Source organism: Halarcobacter bivalviorum (genome assembly GCF_003346815.1).
Classification (GTDB): domain Bacteria; phylum Campylobacterota; class Campylobacteria; order Campylobacterales; family Arcobacteraceae; genus Halarcobacter; species Halarcobacter bivalviorum.
Genome location: NZ_CP031217.1, coordinates 1797473 through 1813495 on the forward strand (window position 1 = coordinate 1797473; position 16023 = coordinate 1813495).

General features: G+C 28.5%; 16 protein-coding genes. 12 read left to right on the forward strand and 4 right to left on the reverse strand.

Going from position 1 to position 16023, the window contains the following annotated elements; genetic code table 11:
* The first annotated feature begins 34 nt into the window (after positions 1-34).
* The 12 genes from ABIV_RS09160 (at position 35) to ABIV_RS09215 (ending at position 13433) form a co-directional block, all read left to right on the forward strand.
* Entirely contained in the window at positions 35-1297 is a 1263-nt protein-coding gene (locus tag ABIV_RS09160; protein ID WP_114839593.1) for a serine hydroxymethyltransferase, read from the forward strand.
* A gap of 33 nt (positions 1298-1330) precedes the next feature.
* A complete protein-coding gene (locus ABIV_RS09165) occupies positions 1331-2278 on the forward strand; it encodes an SPOR domain-containing protein (RefSeq protein WP_114839594.1) in 948 nt (315 codons plus the stop codon).
* Positions 2279-2293: 15 nt separating this feature from the next.
* On the forward strand, positions 2294-3706 hold the full coding sequence (locus ABIV_RS09170; protein ID WP_114839595.1) for an anthranilate synthase component I family protein: 1413 nt from the start codon (positions 2294-2296) through the stop codon (positions 3704-3706).
* Between the two features lie 11 nt (positions 3707-3717).
* A complete protein-coding gene (locus ABIV_RS09175) occupies positions 3718-4494 on the forward strand; it encodes a pyridoxine 5'-phosphate synthase (protein WP_114839596.1) in 777 nt (258 codons plus the stop codon).
* Positions 4491-5432, forward strand: coding sequence for a 4-hydroxythreonine-4-phosphate dehydrogenase (pdxA, locus tag ABIV_RS09180; RefSeq protein WP_114839597.1), 942 nt, complete (start codon positions 4491-4493; stop codon positions 5430-5432). The genes ABIV_RS09175 and pdxA overlap by 4 nt, the downstream gene beginning before the upstream one ends.
* Positions 5429-6496: an AAA family ATPase gene (locus tag ABIV_RS09185; protein WP_114839598.1), complete on the forward strand. Its 1068-nt coding sequence runs from the start codon at positions 5429-5431 to the stop codon at positions 6494-6496. The genes pdxA and ABIV_RS09185 overlap by 4 nt, the downstream gene beginning before the upstream one ends.
* Positions 6497-6557: 61 nt before the next feature.
* The gene (gene pyrH, locus ABIV_RS09190; RefSeq protein ID WP_114839599.1) at positions 6558-7265 is read left to right on the forward strand and encodes a UMP kinase; all 708 of its coding nucleotides are present in this window, start codon (positions 6558-6560) and stop codon (positions 7263-7265) included.
* 62 nt (positions 7266-7327) lie between these two features.
* A complete protein-coding gene (locus ABIV_RS09195; protein ID WP_114839600.1) occupies positions 7328-7543 on the forward strand; it encodes a DNA-directed RNA polymerase subunit omega in 216 nt (71 codons plus the stop codon).
* A gap of 43 nt (positions 7544-7586) precedes the next feature.
* Positions 7587-9725 carry a RelA/SpoT family protein gene (locus ABIV_RS09200; protein ID WP_114839601.1) on the forward strand — a complete coding sequence of 713 codons (2139 nt, stop codon included), beginning with the start codon at positions 7587-7589 and terminating at the stop codon, positions 9723-9725.
* Positions 9726-9742: 17 nt separating this feature from the next.
* Entirely contained in the window at positions 9743-10951 is a 1209-nt protein-coding gene (tyrS, locus tag ABIV_RS09205; protein ID WP_114839602.1) for a tyrosine--tRNA ligase, read from the forward strand.
* A gap of 12 nt (positions 10952-10963) precedes the next feature.
* Complete coding sequence (locus ABIV_RS09210) at positions 10964-12040, forward strand: nitronate monooxygenase (protein WP_114839603.1); 1077 nt, start codon at positions 10964-10966, stop codon at positions 12038-12040.
* Positions 12041-12134: 94 nt separating this feature from the next.
* Positions 12135-13433, forward strand: coding sequence for an N-acetylmuramoyl-L-alanine amidase (locus ABIV_RS09215; RefSeq protein WP_114839604.1), 1299 nt, complete (start codon positions 12135-12137; stop codon positions 13431-13433).
* Here the strand turns inward: ABIV_RS09215 and ABIV_RS09220 are convergent.
* Genes ABIV_RS09220 through ABIV_RS09235 form a run of 4 tightly spaced genes read right to left on the reverse strand, consistent with a single transcriptional unit; the run spans position 13396 to position 16011 of the window.
* Positions 13396-13839 (reverse strand): NUDIX domain-containing protein, encoded by a 444-nt coding sequence (locus tag ABIV_RS09220; RefSeq protein WP_114839605.1) that lies wholly within the window; start codon positions 13837-13839, stop codon positions 13396-13398. The two genes, ABIV_RS09215 and ABIV_RS09220, sit on opposite strands and share 38 nt — an antisense overlap.
* Complete coding sequence (locus ABIV_RS09225; protein WP_114839606.1) at positions 13832-14902, reverse strand: LptF/LptG family permease; 1071 nt, start codon at positions 14900-14902, stop codon at positions 13832-13834. The genes ABIV_RS09220 and ABIV_RS09225 overlap by 8 nt, the downstream gene beginning before the upstream one ends.
* A gap of 4 nt (positions 14903-14906) precedes the next feature.
* On the reverse strand, positions 14907-15461 hold the full coding sequence (pth, locus tag ABIV_RS09230; protein WP_114839607.1) for an aminoacyl-tRNA hydrolase: 555 nt from the start codon (positions 15459-15461) through the stop codon (positions 14907-14909).
* A gap of 13 nt (positions 15462-15474) precedes the next feature.
* Positions 15475-16011: a 50S ribosomal protein L25/general stress protein Ctc gene (locus ABIV_RS09235; RefSeq protein ID WP_114839608.1), complete on the reverse strand. Its 537-nt coding sequence runs from the start codon at positions 16009-16011 to the stop codon at positions 15475-15477.
* Between the last annotated feature and the right edge of the window lie 12 nt (positions 16012-16023).

Sequence of the window (16023 nt, forward strand, 5' to 3'; positions counted from 1 at the left end):
GCTAAGAAAACTAAGAACCAAAGAAGGAATGATAATGAGCTACGTAACAGAGGCAAGATTAGAGCAAGCAGATAAAGAGATCTATGATATCATAGAAGCAGAGTTAGAGAGACAAACAACACACTTAGAGATGATAGCCAGTGAGAACTTCACAAGTGCAGCAGTAATGGAAGCAATGGGTTCTGTATTTACAAACAAATATGCAGAAGGTTATCCATATAAAAGATATTATGGTGGATGTGAGTTTGCTGACAAAGCAGAGCAATTAGCTATAGATAGAGCTTGTGAAATTTTTGGATGTTCTTATGCAAATGTTCAACCACATTCAGGAAGCCAAGCTAATGGTGCAGTATATGCAGCATTATTACAAGCAGGAGATAAAATTTTAGGTATGGATTTATCTCATGGTGGACACTTAACTCATGGTTCAAAACCATCATTTTCAGGGAAAAACTATCAAGCCTTCTATTATGGAGTAGAACTAGATGGTAGAATTAACTATGATAGAGTATTAGATATTGCAAAAATCGTACAACCAAAAATCATAGTATGTGGTGCTTCAGCATATGCAAGAGAGATTGATTTTAAAAGATTTAAAGAGATAGCTGATGAAGTAGGAGCTATTTTATTTGCAGATATTGCACACATTGCAGGATTAGTAGCAGCAGGAGAGCACCAATCTCCATTTCCATATGCAGATGTTGTAACAACTACAACTCATAAGACTTTAAGAGGTCCAAGAGGTGGTATGATTATGACAAATGATGAAGAGATTGCAAAGAAAATCAATTCAGCTATTTTCCCAGGATTACAAGGTGGACCATTAGTACATGTAATAGCAGCAAAAGCAGTAGCATTTAAAGAGATTTTAGATCCATCATGGAAAGAGTATGCAAAACAAGTAAAAGCAAATGCAAAAAAACTAGGAGAGGTATTAGTTTCAAGAGGATATGATATTGTATCAGGTGGAACAGATAATCACTTAGTATTAGTAAGCTTTTTAAATAAAGATTTTTCAGGGAAAGATGCAGATGCAGCATTACAAAATGCAGGTATTACAGTAAATAAGAATACAGTACCAGGTGAGACAAGATCTCCATTTGTTACAAGTGGTGTAAGAATTGGTTCTCCTGCATTAACTGCACGTGGAATGAAAGAGAAAGAGTTCGAATTCATTGCAAATAAGATTGCTGATATTTTAGATGATATTAATAATACTGATTTACAAGAGCAAATCAAGTTAGAGCTTAAAGATTTAGCTAATAACTTTGTTATCTATAACCAGTCGACTTACTAAAGGGAGTCAAACCGAAATTAATAAGGATTAATTATGGAAATTAAAGGCGAAGATTTTATAAAAAAAGTTCAGTTAAAACAAGAAGAAACTGAGATTGAACAAAGATTAAATGAAATTAAAAGTGCACAAGCTATTTATCAAGAACAACAAAATCATCAGGAACAACCAGAGCCTAGATTAAATCCTGATTTAGATAAAGAGATTAGAATGCAAGAAGAACAAGAATATAGCGATATTATGCTAGGAAAAGCTACTTCTTCAAGTACAAATAATGAAAACAAAAAGAAGTATTTAGTATTAGGTCTAGTTCTAGTAATTTTATTTTTACTTACAATTATAATTATTCGTCTTTTAACAAATGATTCAACTGAAAATGAGTCTTTTTCTAAAGCAGGAAAAGAGAATACTCAAACTATTATCGAAGATGAGAATATTGAAGAGCAATATCAAAAAATCATCAATGAGAAATTAAAGAATATTCAAGAAGAGAATCAAAAAGAGCCAGCTTCTGAAGTAGCTGATCCAAAACTTGATCTTCAAAAAATTGAAGAAAAAGAAAAGGTTGTTGAACAAAAAGTTGAAAAAACAGAACCAGATGTTTTCAATGTAACTAAAGAGACAAAACCAGAGCCTAAACCTGTAGTTAAAAAACCTGAGCCAAAACCAGTTGTTAAAAAAGAAGAACCTAAGCCTGTTGTAAAAAAGACAACTCCTAAAAAAGAAGTAACTCCAACTGTTACACAAAAACCAGTGGGAACTTATGTTCAAGTTGGTGCTTTTTCTAAAATGCCAAATGACAAATATTTAACAACAATTACTCAAAAAGGTTTCAAATATAAAATCTATAAAGTTTCAATAAACAATAAAATGTTCCATAAAGTTTTAATTGGTCCTTATAACTCAAGAGGTCAGGCAAAACTTGCGATAGACAATATTAAAAAAGAACTTAATATTTCTGGGGCATTTATTTTAACATTCTAAAAGGCTATATCTATAATGCAATTTTATTCAAAAGAACTTTTTCTAGATCAATTCACACCTGTTTCGATCTATGAAAAAGTTAAAGAACTATATAAAGATGAACTTACTTTTCTTTTTGAAAGTACAATAAACTCTAGTGATGGGAACTACTCATTTATTTTTATTGGACAAAGAGAAAGGGTTTGGCATGAAAATAATAAAACCTATTTTAAGAATGAAGAGGGAAAGACAAAAGAAGTTAATTCAAATCCTTTAAAATTTTTACAAAAATATTATAAACAATTTGACAAATCAATTTACAAACAAAAAGCTAGAGAGTTAGGTATTGGCTTAATTGATGGTTTTATTGGAAATGTTGGTTATGATATTGGAAAAGAGTTTGAACCAAAACTAAAAGCTTCAATGGATAATTTAGTTGACCAATTAAACATTCCTGATTTAGACCTAGTTAGACCTAAAATTATTTTAGGATTTTCACATAAAACTTCAAAATTAGTAATGATAACTTCTTTAGAAGAGAAAAAAGAAGATTTAGAAAAAATAGAAGAGAAGTTATACTCTCCTTATATTTATCAACCACTAAAAAAAGCAGAACTTTTAGATGAAGGTAAATTTAATTACACAAAAGAAGAGTTCTTTGAAATGGTTGCAAAATCTAAAGAGATGATTAGATCAGGAGATGTTTTTCAAATACTTATGTCTAATAGATTTATTCAAAAAGCTAAAGTTGACCATTTAAGTTTTTATAGAGCCTTAAGAAGTAAAAATCCTAGTCCATACCTATTTTTCTTAGAGTTTGAAAAGTTTTGTATTGCAGGAAGTTCTCCTGAAGTAATGATAAGACTTGTAGATGGACATATCCTCTTAAGACCAATTGCTGGTACAAGAAAAAGAGGAAAAAATATTGATAGAGATTTAGAGCTTGAACAAGAACTACTAAGTGATGAAAAAGAGAGAGCTGAGCATATTATGCTTATTGACCTTGGAAGAAATGATGTGGGAAGAGTTGCAAAAAAAGGAACAGTAAAAGTTACTGACCTTATGAGAGTTGAAAGATATTCTCATGTTATGCATATTGTATCCGATGTTGAAGCTATGATTGATGATGAAAAATATGATATGTTTGACCTTTTTGCTGCAACTTTTACAGCAGGAACAATGACAGGTGCTCCCAAAATTCGTGCGATGGAATTAATTGCCCAATTTGAAGGAATAAAAAGAAACTTCTACTCTGGAAGTATTGCATATTTTGGTTTTGATGGAAATATGGATTCAGCAATTACTATTAGAACAACAATGCTTACAGAAGATAAAGTTATCTTCCAAGCAGGGGCTGGAGTAGTAGCTGATTCAAAGCCTGAACTAGAGTATTTAGAAGTTCATAATAAACTTGCTGCAAATATTGCAACACTAAAAGATTTATCATAAAAAGGAAGAGTATGTTATTAGGTGTAAATATTGACCATATTGCTGTTTTAAGAGAAGCTAGAAAAATAAATGACCCAAACCCTTTAGATGCTTTAGGAATTTGTAAAGTTGCAGGTGCAGACCAGATTACTATTCACCTAAGAGAAGATAGAAGACATATCCATGATAATGATGCAAAAGCAATTATTAAACATAGCTCTTTACCAGTAAACTTAGAGTGTTCAATTGATGAAGAGATTATTGATATAGTTTGTGAGCTAAAACCTGCGAGAGCAACACTTGTTCCTGAAAAAAGAGAAGAAGTTACAACAGAGGGTGGCTTAAATTTAGATGCAAACTTTGAGAAAATCAAAAATGCAATTAAAAAACTACATGATAATGAAATTGAAGTATCTTTATTTATTGACCCAACAAAAGAGATGATTGAATTAAGTTCAAAACTAAAAGTTGAATGGATTGAATTACATACTGGAACTTTTGCAAATATCTATGCAATGCTTCATAGTAATTTAAGTCAAACACATCATACAATTGAAGAGTTTGAACTTCCTAAAAAAGTATTAAAAGACTTATTACATAAAAGTAGAAAAGAGATTAAAAAAGGTGCTTCTTTAGCACAAGAATTAAATCTTAAAGTTGCTGCAGGTCATGGTTTAAATTACCAAAACGTAGGACTAATTTCATCTATAAAAGCAATTGAAGAATTAAATATAGGACAAAGTATTATTGCTAGATCTGTGTTTACAGGTTTAGAAAAAGCAATAAAAGATATGAAAGAACTGTTATGAGTTTAGAAAACAAACCTAAAATTGCCATCTCAATTGGCGATTTAAACGGTATTGGAATAGAAATTGCACTACTTGCACATGCAAAAATATCTAAATATTGTATTCCTATTTATTGTATAAATAAAAGTATGCTAAAAGAAGCTGCAAAGCTTTTAAATCTTCAAATTCCAGAAGATTTTCAAATTCATAATATAAAAGGTGATTTTGAAATAAAACCTGGAATAGTTACAAAAAAAAGTGGTAAATTCTCTTATGACTCTTTTTGTGAAGCAATTGATTTAGCTTCTAAAAACAGAGTTTCTTCAATAGTAACTCTGCCTGTAAATAAAGAGTCTTGGAATAAAGCAGGCATAAAATATAAAGGGCATACTGAAGTATTAAGAGACTTTTTTGGTAAAAATGCAATTATGATGTTAGGATGCAAAAAAATGTTTGTATCTTTATTCACAGAACACTGTGCTTTAAAAAAAGTTCCTAAAAAAATCAATGAAAAAGATTTAACCACTTTTCTAATAGATTTCCAAAAAAGTGTAAACTCAAATAATATTGCAGTATTAGGATTAAATCCTCATGCAAGTGACAATGGTGTTTTAGGAGATGAAGAAGTAGAGATTTTCAAAGCTATTAAAAAAGCAAATAAGATATTAAATGAAAATATTTTTAAAGGTCCTTTAGTTCCAGATACAGCTTTTTCTCCAATGTCAAGAAAAAACTACAAATATTTTGTAGCAATGTATCATGACCAAGGCTTAGCCCCTTTAAAAGCTTTATATTTTGACCAAAGTATAAATGTAAGTCTAAATCTTCCTATTATTAGAACTTCTGTAGACCATGGAACAGCTTTTGATATTGCATATAAAAAAGATAGAAAACTTAATACAAAAAGTTATATTAATGCAGTAAAAGAAGCTGTTAATTTATATGAAAAAAGAAAATGAATACTTTAGAGTATTGTCATGAATTTGAACTTTCAAAAATAAACTTTAAAGAGAGAAAAACTAGGATAACTCATCCAAAAACAATTATTTCAGGCCCTTTGAGGTCTGGAAAAACCTTCTTAATTTTTGATTATCTCTCAAACTTTGAGACAAAAGAGTTTTTATATATTGATTTTAATGATATTAGAAACTCTAAAGAGATTATTGAAAAAAATCTTGAAGAATACATATTTAGAAATAATATAAAAGTACTAATACTTGAAAATTTTGATTTCTCATTTAAAATACCCTATTGTGAAAGTGTTATTATCTCTACTTATGAAAAAAAAGAGTTAAAAGGTTATAAAAATCTCTTTCTTACTCCTTTAGATTTTGAAGAATATTTATTACATGAAAATAAAAATCAAAATATTACTCAAAGTTTCAATACCTTTTTAAAACATGGAAATCTTCCACAATCTGTTAACTTACCTGAATATAAAGTCTATTATGAGCTACAAAATATTTTAAAACTCTATGCTTATGATATAACAACAGAAAAGATTTTAAAAATATTATTTGAAAATATTGATGAAAAAAAATCCTTAAATCAACTTTTTATTAATCTAAAACAAGAGATAAAAATCTCAAAAGATAAGTTTTATGCTATGTGCAAAAAATTTGAAGATGAAAAAATTATTTATTTTATAAAAAAATTTAATCAAGATAAAGCTACTAAAAAAATATACTCTTATAATTCAGCTTTTTTAAACTCAATTACCCATAAGAAAAAATTTAAAAATGAATTAACAAATATTATTTTTCAAGAGTTATTAAATCAAAAAGATGACATATTTTATCTAGATTATATTGATTTTTATTTACCAAACAAAAATATAGCAATCTGCTCTATACCTTTTTTTAACTCAATGCTAATGGCAAGTCAACTAAAAAAAGTATTAAAAACTGCACATGAATACAAAATCAAAAATATCTATATTATTACTGTTTCAAATAATGAATTTATAAAAAAAGAGTCCTTACAAATTAATGTTTTACCATTTTATGAATGGGCATTAAGTTAAATTTATTAACTTTTTTTTTAGAATCTTTTAGATACAATCACGCAATAATAAAAGGAACAAAATGAACAAAAGAGTACTTGTAAAGTTTTCAGGTGAAGCACTTGCTGGTGCTGATGGATATGGTATTGACACTCAAATTTTAGATTATATTGCAAATGAAATTAAAGAGTTAGTTAATAATAACATCGAAGTTGGGATAGTTATTGGTGGTGGAAATATTATAAGAGGTGTTACTGCTGCAGCTGATGGTGTTATTAAAAGAACAAGTGCTGACTATATGGGTATGTTAGCAACTGTAATCAATGGTGTTGCTATGCAAGAAGCTTTAGAACACAAAGGTTTAAGTGCAAGACTTCAAACTGCAATTAAAATGGAGCAAATTGCTGAACCATTTATTGTAAGAAAAGCACAAAGACACTTAGAAAAAGGTAGAGTTGTAATTTTCTCTGCTGGAACAGGAAACCCTTATTTCACAACAGATACTGCTGCTACTTTAAGAGCAACAGAAATTGATGCTGCAATGTTAATTAAAGCAACAAAAGTTGATGGTGTATATGATAAAGATCCAATGAAATATGAAGATGCAGTAAAACTTGATACAATAACTTATGATAAAGCATTAGAAGATCATATCAAAGTTATGGATGATACAGCTATTGCATTAGCAAAAGATAATAAACTTCCAATAGTAGTTGCAAATATGAATGAAAAAGGAAATCTTTTAAAGATTATCCAAGGTGACTACTCAAAATGTTCAATTGTTAAATAAACATAACTAACATTTAAAAAATATAAAAACTCCCTTTTTTGGGAACCAACAAAAGGAAAAATATGAGACTAGAAGAAAGAATGGCAAAAGCTTTAGAAAAAGTAAATAATGATAGATATATTTTATCTATTGCTGTTGGACAAAGAGCTGATGAATTAAGTAAAGGTGCAAAACCATTACTTGAAAAAAATACTCAAAATATGAAATATACTGATATTGCAATTGACGAGATTGCTGAAGGCCTACTAAAAATAGAAGGTTTAGTAGATAAAAATTAATTATAAAAGCTTTAAGCTTTTATAATTAATTAAAAAGATCAATATGGATCCATTTATAGAAAAAATAGAGAGTATAAATACTCTTGATGATGCTATCCACCTTCTTTATTCAGAAGCAAAAATCACTCCAAAACTTCAAGATATTATTGACTTTGTTATTGAGGCTCACAAAGGACAATATAGAAAAAGTGGAGAACCCTATTCAGTTCATCCAATACTTGTGGCATCTATTGCTTCTCACTTTTCAAAAGAAGAAAATGTAATTGCTACTGCTTTACTTCATGATGTTGTTGAAGATACTAAATATGATATTAATTTTATTAGAAGTAATTGGGGAGATGAAGTTGCCCATATGGTTGATGGACTTACAAAGATTGATGAAATTAGAGAACATGAATTAGCTCCTTCTGATTCAGATAAAAAACTAATTGCATCTGCACTTACTTTTAGAAAAATGCTTATTGCATCTATTGATGATGTAAGAGTACTAGTTGTAAAACTTTGTGATAGATTACATAATATGTTAACTTTAGATGCCCTTCCTCATAAAAAACAATTAAGAATTGCAGAAGAGACCCTTGTGGTATATGTTCCTATTGCACATAGATTAGGTATTTCTACTATCAAAAATACTTTAGAGGATTTAGCTTTTTTTTACATCTACCCACAAGAGTATAAAAAGATTGATGAGTTTATACAAGAACATCAACATGCTATTCAACTAACATTTAATAAATTTATTTCATCTACTAAAAAGCTACTTGAAAAAAATGGTTATGACTTAAGTAAAATACAAATCAATAGTAGAATAAAACACCACTATTCAATTTATTTAAAAATGCAAAGAAAAGGTGTAAGTATAGATGAAGTACTTGACCTACTTGCTATTAGAATTTTAGTGGAAGAAGATATTGATTGCTATAAAGTTCTTGGATTTTTACACCTAGAGTATAAACCACTTATTTCTAGATTTAAAGATTATGTTTCGACCCCTAAAGAAAATGGTTATCAAACTATTCATACAACTGTATTTTATAACTCTAAAATATATGAAGTACAAATTAGAACTTTTGAAATGAATAAAATTGCTGAATATGGTATTGCTGCTCACTGGATGTACAAAAGTGGAGCTAAGCATCAACCAAATTTAAATTGGCTAAAATCCCTAGAATACTCAACTGAGAATATAGAAGAATTTTATCAAGATACAAAAGATGACCTATTTTCAGAAGATATAGTAGTTTATTCTCCCCATGGGGATACTTTTAATCTTCCACGTGGTTCTACTGCTTTAGATTATGCATATGCAGTACATACTGATGTAGGTAGAAATGCAGTAGAGTGTCACATCAATAAAGTAAAAAAACCTTTATTGACAGAATTGAAAAGTTCTGATATTGTATCAATCAAAACTGTTGACTATGCAATCCCTAGATGTTCATGGACTGATTTAGTAAAAACAACTAGAGCTAAAAAACAAATTAAGTTTTTATGTTCTCAAAGATTAAGAGAAATTGATGAGTTAGCAGGTAGAAATATTTTGAATACACTCTTTTCAAAATATTTTGACAACATTACATCACTAGTAAAAACAGAGTCTTTACAAAAGGTTCCACAAAATCTTGATTACTTTAAACACTTAAAACATGAAATTGAGAAAAAAGTAATAGAAAAACAAGGTTTTGTAGCTAGATTTAAAATGTATACTAGTAAAATCAAAAAATTTAAATTTGATAATATACTTATATATTCGAATTTTAGTATTAATTCTGTATCATTTGACCACTGTTGTCACCCTAAGTTTGCCGATGAAATCGTAGCATTTAGGGAAGGAAATAAAGCAGTTATTCATCATAAAATGTGTGACAAAGCTTATAAAAAGCTCATGAGCAATGATGAAATGCTTTTTTGTAAATGGACAAAAGATACACTTTACCACTATAAAATGGTAGTTAGCTTACCTAATACTAAAGGTGAGTTAGCAAGACTTCTTATGTATATGAGTCAATTTGAAGGTTATATTTTATCTGTTGACTATGGTAGAGAAAAACACTCTTACAGACAATATTGTGATATTGAATTTGAAGTTAATAAATCAAATATTGAAGAAGTAAGAAAATTAATAGAAAAAAAAGCAAAAGTTATTGAATTCTTTTCAAAAAAAGATGCATATAACAAATAAGTTTAAAAAGAGGATTTATGGAAGAACAAATTAAAGAAGCTTTAGCGGAAATTCAAAGAGGAACTGCGGAAATAATTGATATTGAAAGAATTGAAAAGCTTATTAGAAACTATTATGAAAACGGTGAGAATTTTTATGTAAAAGCTGGTTTTGATCCTACTGCTCCTGATTTACACTTAGGACATACTGTTCTAATTCAAAAAATGGCAACATTCCAAAAATTTGGAGGAATTGTACAATTTTTAATTGGTGATTTTACTGCAACTATTGGTGACCCAACAGGAAAAAGTGAAACAAGAAAAGTTTTAAGTACAGAACAAGTATTACAAAATGCGGAGACTTATAAAGAGCAAGTTTTTAAAATCTTAGACCCAGAGAAAACAAAAGTAATGTTTAACTCACAATGGTTAAAAGAGCTAGGAACAGCTGGATTAATTAATCTTGCTTCAAATTTAACAGTTGCAAGAATGCTAGAAAGAGATGATTTTGCTAATAGATATGCAAGTAACACTCCTATTGCTGTAAGTGAGTTTACATATCCACTACTTCAAGGTTATGATTCAGTTGCAATGAATACTGATATCGAAATGGGAGGAACTGACCAAAAGTTTAACTTACTTATGGGAAGAACTTTACAAAAAGCATATAACTGTAAAAAACAACAAGCTGTATTAATGATGCCTATTTTAGAAGGTTTAGATGGAGTTCAAAAAATGTCTAAATCATTAGGTAACTATATTGGTGTTACAGATGAAGCAAATGATATGTTTGGAAAAGTATTATCTATTTCTGATGATTTAATGTGGAGATACTATGAATTGTTATCTGCAAAATCATTAAAAGAAATTGCACAAATTCAAAGTGATGTAGAAAATGGTAAATTACATCCTAAAAAAGTAAAAGAAGCCTTAGCTGTAGAAATTGTAGATAGATATCATGGTAAAGGTTCAGGAGAAGAAGCTAAACTAGAATTTGAAAAAGTATTTGCTAAAAAAGATATTCCAACAGATATGCCAGAATTCGAATTTGAAAATGGTATTTGGATTTGTCAAGCATTAGTTGATGCAGGATTAGTAAACTCTACTTCTCAAGCAAGAAGAGATGTGAAATCAAATGCTGTTTCAGTAAATCAAGAAAAAATTAGTGATGATAAATTAAATTTAGAAATAGGTGAATATGTTTTACAAAAAGGTAAAAAAAGTTTCGCTAAGATAATAATAAAATAAAGAAGGTCAGGTTTGAAAATAGGTAAATATGAGATAAAGCATCCAATAATCCAAGGGGGAATGGGTGTTGGAATTAGCTGGGATAGATTAGCTGGAACTGTAAGTAAAGAAGGTGGACTAGGAGTAATCTCAGCAGTTGGTACAGGATACTATAAAAGTGAAAATGTACATATTATAACTAGAAAAGATAAACCAAAAGATGTTGCAAACTTTTATTCAAAAGATGCCTTAAATGAAATTGTAAAGAATGCAAGAAAAATCTGTGGGGATGCACCTTTAGCTTGTAATATTCTTTATGCAATTAATGATTATGGTAGAGTTGTAAAAGATGCTTGTGAAGCAGGTATTAATATAATTATCACAGGTGCTGGTATCCCAACAAATATGCCAGAATTTACAAAAGATTATCCAGATGTAGCTCTTGTTCCTATTGTTTCAAGTGCTAGAGCTTTAAAACTTATTTGTAAAAAATGGAAAAGATATAATAAAATTCCTGATGCAGTAATCGTTGAAGGTCCTTTAAGTGGTGGACACCAAGGATTTAAATATGAAGATTGTTTTAAAGAGGAATTCCAATTAGAAAATATTGTTCCACCTGTAATTGAAGAAGCAAAAAACTGGGGAGAAGATATTCCTATAATTGCAGCTGGTGGGATTTGGGATAAGAATGATATTGACAAGTTTTTAAATCTTGGTTGTGCTGGAGTTCAAATGGCAACAAGATTTATTGGAACACATGAATGTGATGCTGATATTGCTCTTAAAAAAGTTCTTATCGACTCAAAAGAAGAAGATATTAAACTTATGAAATCACCTGTTGGATTACCAGCAAGAGCTGTAAGAACTAACTTACAATTTTCTATAGAAAATAAAACTGCTCCTAAAGTAGCTTGTATCTCAAACTGTGTTGCACCATGTCATAGAGGGGTTGAAGCAAAAGCAGTTGGATATTGTATTGCAGATAGACTAGGAGCTGCTTATCAAGGTGACTTAGATACAGGTTTATTCTTCACAGGTTCAAATGGTTATAGAATGGATAAAATAATTTCAGTTCATGAGCTAATGGAAAAACTGATAAAAGGAGAATAAAATTCTTAAAAAGTTTTTTCTTCTAACTCTATTTATACTATTAACAAACTTTTCTGTTCTTGCAAATACTCTTGATGATTATAATAATGCAAGAATGGAATACCTAAAGGCTGTTCTGAACAATGATAAAGCCAAAGAAATTGATAACTTAAAAATACTTATTTCTACTGGGAAAAAACTAAATAAAAATATTTCAAAATATGAATCTGAATTAAATAAATATAATAAAGAAAATAAAAAACATATCAAAATTGAACCAATTAAAATTGAAGAACCTAAAAAAATAGAAAAAGCTAAAATCTCTAAAAAAATAAAAGAAGATACTGATAATTACAAATATACAATAAAATCTGTAGAATCAAGAAATAACATGGTTATTATTGATTTTAAATCTCCTGTTTCAAAAAACTTTATAAAATTTTCAGAAGAAAAAGCTAAATCTGGCTTCCAAGATATATATGATATAAAAGGAAGTTTTAAAGATGCACATCCCACAAAATTAAAAATTGATGGTGTAAAACAAATAGTAATAAAACAAGAAACACCTACTACACTAAGAATACTTTTTGAAGATAATAAAAATCTAAAAACTATATACTTTTTTGTAAATAATAAAAGACTTATCTTAAAAGTATTAGATGTAGAAAAAGAGAATAAAACAACTACAAATAAAATAGTTAAAAAAGCAAAAAAAGTTCAATATAGACCAGGGCTTAATAAAGTAGTTGTTATTGATGCTGGACATGGTGGTAAAGATGTAGGAGCAGTTGGCCCTAATAAAAGATATGAAAAAATAGTTGTATTTGAAGTGACAAAATATCTTGAGTCTTATTTGAAAAAAAGAGGATATAAAGTCTATCTAACTAGAAATAAAGATAGATTTATAAAAGTGAGAAATAGAACTATCTTAGCAAATGAAAAAAAAGCAGATATCTTTGTTTCAGTGCATGCTAATGCTGCTCACAAATCAAAAGTAAACAAACTAAACGGTATAGAAACTTTCTTCTTAAGTCCAGCAAGAAGTGAAAGAGCTAAAAGAGTTGCAGCAAAAGAGAATAGTTCTGATGTAAGAAATATGAGTGGCTCAACAAAAAAAGCTTTCTTAGAATCACTTAATAGACCAAGAATTACTGCTTCTCATAAACTATCAATTGATATTCAAAGAAACATGCTTTTTAGTACAAGAAAAATTCATAAAGATGTAATTGATGGAGGGGTAAGAGAAGGACCATTTTGGGTTTTAGTTGGAGCTCAAATGCCATCAGTTCTAATAGAATTAGGATATATAACTCATCCTAAAGAATCTAAAAGACTATATAATTCAAAATATCAAAAGGCTTTAGCAGAAGGCATTGCTAATGGGATTGATTCATATTTTTTAAAAAATCCTTGATTTTTGCAATAAGATGAACTTGTTTATGTTTTATTTTTGGTAAATCATCAATATCAAAAAATTTAACCTTTGAATTTTCCCAAGATAGATAGTTTTCTTGAAGTTTATCTTTTGTGAAATAAGAATCTATATTCTCAATTTTTTTTGCATTTACTATCCAAATACCAATATCTTTTTCTTCATTTTCCTGAGAAAAATATTTTTCAAAAAGATAAGTTTGAACATTAATTCCACACTCTTCTTTAAACTCTCTTTTTGCACACTCTTTGGCATTCTCGCTCTTAAGAATAACACCTTTTAAACAACCCCATCTATCTAAACTTTTAACTGATTTACAAAGTAAAATTTTAATGCTATTTTTTTCTATTTTATATAATAAAATTCCATAGGCTTTTACTTTACTCATATTTCTTTCTCTTTCTATAAATAAGATATGTAATACTAAACCATACAAATAGAGGTAATAATAAAGAAAGTTCTGGTTTTATCACTCCACTATTAGAGAATTTATATAACATAAAGAAAACTCCCCAAACAACAAGTGTTCCAAAAATTGTTAAAGAAGTGTAACTACCCATATTAAAAAATCTTCTATTTAAAGAAGTAAAAATAAAGATAATCATAATTAAAGGCAGTATGAAAAAAGGAATAAATATTTCATAATAAATAGCTGCACGAATTTTATCTGTATTTACACCTTGCTTTTCAAGTAAAGATAATGCAGAAATTGCATCTAAAATAGAAAAACTAGATTTCTCTTCGTATACATTATCTAAGATTTTTGGTTTAAAGCCCTCTAAAGTGTTTAAAAACTTCTCATATCGTACTTCAAGTCTAGATGTTTCAAAGTTCATCTCTTTTGGTTTTTTAACTATTTTTGCATCAACTACATACCATTTATTATTTTGAAAATAGGCTTTTTTAGCAATAATAGTCTCAACTAAATCTCTATCTTCAACTTTATAAATATGTATATCTTCTGCTTCTTTTCTTAAAGGATGAAGCTTTTTAAAATAGATAAAATTATTATCATATTTTAAAAAGATATCACTTTTTGTATTAGAAAAATAGTTTCCATCAAGTATTTTCTTTTTTTGTTCATAAGAGTAAGCAAGTGGTGTTGTTTGAATACCTATTAAAACAGTTAGTAATAAAAAAGAACTAATTACTGCAGGAAAATAAATATTTATTCTTCTTGCACCTAAAGAAGAAAATGCAACCAGCTCATTATTTCTTACAAAAATCACTAAAGTAACTATCCAAGCGAATACTAAAGATAATGGTAATGTTAATGTTAAAGTAAAAAAACTATTATACATAAGATATAAAAGTTGTAAATTTGCAGAGTTTGGTAAATCTTTTGAATTTTGTAAATAATCCATCCCAACGAAAAAAAGTTGTAATGACATTAGTACAATTATAAAATTAATTAGATATTTTTTTAGAATGTATTTTGTTATTATGCTCATATTATTATTTCAATGTAAATTTTGATTTTACTTCGTCAATTGGTTCACTTTTAAGTGCTTCAATTGCTTTAATAGTATGAGTGATTATACCTTCTAATTTATTTAATTCCTCTTTTGAGAAGTTTGATAATACATAATTTGCAACATCAGCTTTATCTGCTGGTTTACCAATACCTATTCTCACACGAATATACTCTTTACCAATATGAGAATCAATTGATCTTAAACCATTATGACCACCATGTCCTCCACCTATTTTAAACTTAACAGTTCCAAAAGGTAAATCTAAATCATCATGAATCACAATAATATCTTCAATATCAATTTTATAATAATCTTTTATAGAGACAACAGCTTGTCCAGAATTATTCATATATGTAGTTGGTTTAGCAAATAAGTTATAGCCAGATTTTAAAAGATCTGCTTTAAAGTTTGATTTGTTTATATTTGAAGAAGACTGTAAGCCTTTAGTCATCTCATCGATAACTAAAAAACCTACATTATGTCTAGTTAATTGGTATTTTTCACCAATATTTCCAAGACCTACAATTAAGTGCATTGTAAACCTAAAATTACTTAGCTTTAATTACACCTACAACTGGTACTCTTGGATCTAAGAAACATTGTACACCTTCTGGTAATACTAAGTTTCTTACTAAGATATTGTCACCAGTATCTAAGTCAGAAATTTGTAAATGGAAAGACTCTGGTAAGTTTTCAAATGTACATTTAACTGGAACTCTTTTCTTGTGGAATACAAAAAGACCTTTATTTTTAAGACCTTTTGGTGTACCTTCAACAGTTACAGGAACTTTATAAGTAGCCTTAACACCTGGTTGTGCAACCATTAAATCAACATGTAATAAATCAGAAGTGATTGGACATTTTTGATATTCTTGTACAACTACTTTTAATACATTTCCATCTACATTTACATCAAATGCGATAGTTGTTTTGTTTCTTAAATATTTAATGAAATCATTCTTTTTGAATGCTGCATTAACGTTTTCTAAACCTTTACCATAAATGTTAGCAATTAAGTAACCATCTCTTCTTAAAGTTTTAGTTGCTTGTTTTGTCATACTATCTCTTGCGATACCCTCTAACATAACTTTCCTTTG

Coding starts and splice junctions, on each gene's coding strand:
- ABIV_RS09220 (WP_114839605.1), bottom strand. CDS start 13,839: ATGAGTAAAGTAAAAGCCTATGGAATTTTATTATATAAAATAGAAAAA.
- ABIV_RS09170 (WP_114839595.1), top strand. CDS start 2,294: ATGCAATTTTATTCAAAAGAACTTTTTCTAGATCAATTCACACCTGTT.
- ABIV_RS09215 (WP_114839604.1), top strand. CDS start 12,135: ATGGAATACCTAAAGGCTGTTCTGAACAATGATAAAGCCAAAGAAATT.
- ABIV_RS09200 (WP_114839601.1), top strand. CDS start 7,587: ATGGATCCATTTATAGAAAAAATAGAGAGTATAAATACTCTTGATGAT.
- pyrH (WP_114839599.1), top strand. CDS start 6,558: ATGAACAAAAGAGTACTTGTAAAGTTTTCAGGTGAAGCACTTGCTGGT.
- ABIV_RS09185 (WP_114839598.1), top strand. CDS start 5,429: ATGAATACTTTAGAGTATTGTCATGAATTTGAACTTTCAAAAATAAAC.
- ABIV_RS09225 (WP_114839606.1), bottom strand. CDS start 14,902: ATGAGCATAATAACAAAATACATTCTAAAAAAATATCTAATTAATTTT.
- ABIV_RS09160 (WP_114839593.1), top strand. CDS start 35: ATGAGCTACGTAACAGAGGCAAGATTAGAGCAAGCAGATAAAGAGATC.
- tyrS (WP_114839602.1), top strand. CDS start 9,743: ATGGAAGAACAAATTAAAGAAGCTTTAGCGGAAATTCAAAGAGGAACT.
- pdxA (WP_114839597.1), top strand. CDS start 4,491: ATGAGTTTAGAAAACAAACCTAAAATTGCCATCTCAATTGGCGATTTA.
- ABIV_RS09175 (WP_114839596.1), top strand. CDS start 3,718: ATGTTATTAGGTGTAAATATTGACCATATTGCTGTTTTAAGAGAAGCT.
- pth (WP_114839607.1), bottom strand. CDS start 15,461: ATGCACTTAATTGTAGGTCTTGGAAATATTGGTGAAAAATACCAATTA.
- ABIV_RS09195 (WP_114839600.1), top strand. CDS start 7,328: ATGAGACTAGAAGAAAGAATGGCAAAAGCTTTAGAAAAAGTAAATAAT.
- ABIV_RS09235 (WP_114839608.1), bottom strand. CDS start 16,011: ATGTTAGAGGGTATCGCAAGAGATAGTATGACAAAACAAGCAACTAAA.
- ABIV_RS09165 (WP_114839594.1), top strand. CDS start 1,331: ATGGAAATTAAAGGCGAAGATTTTATAAAAAAAGTTCAGTTAAAACAA.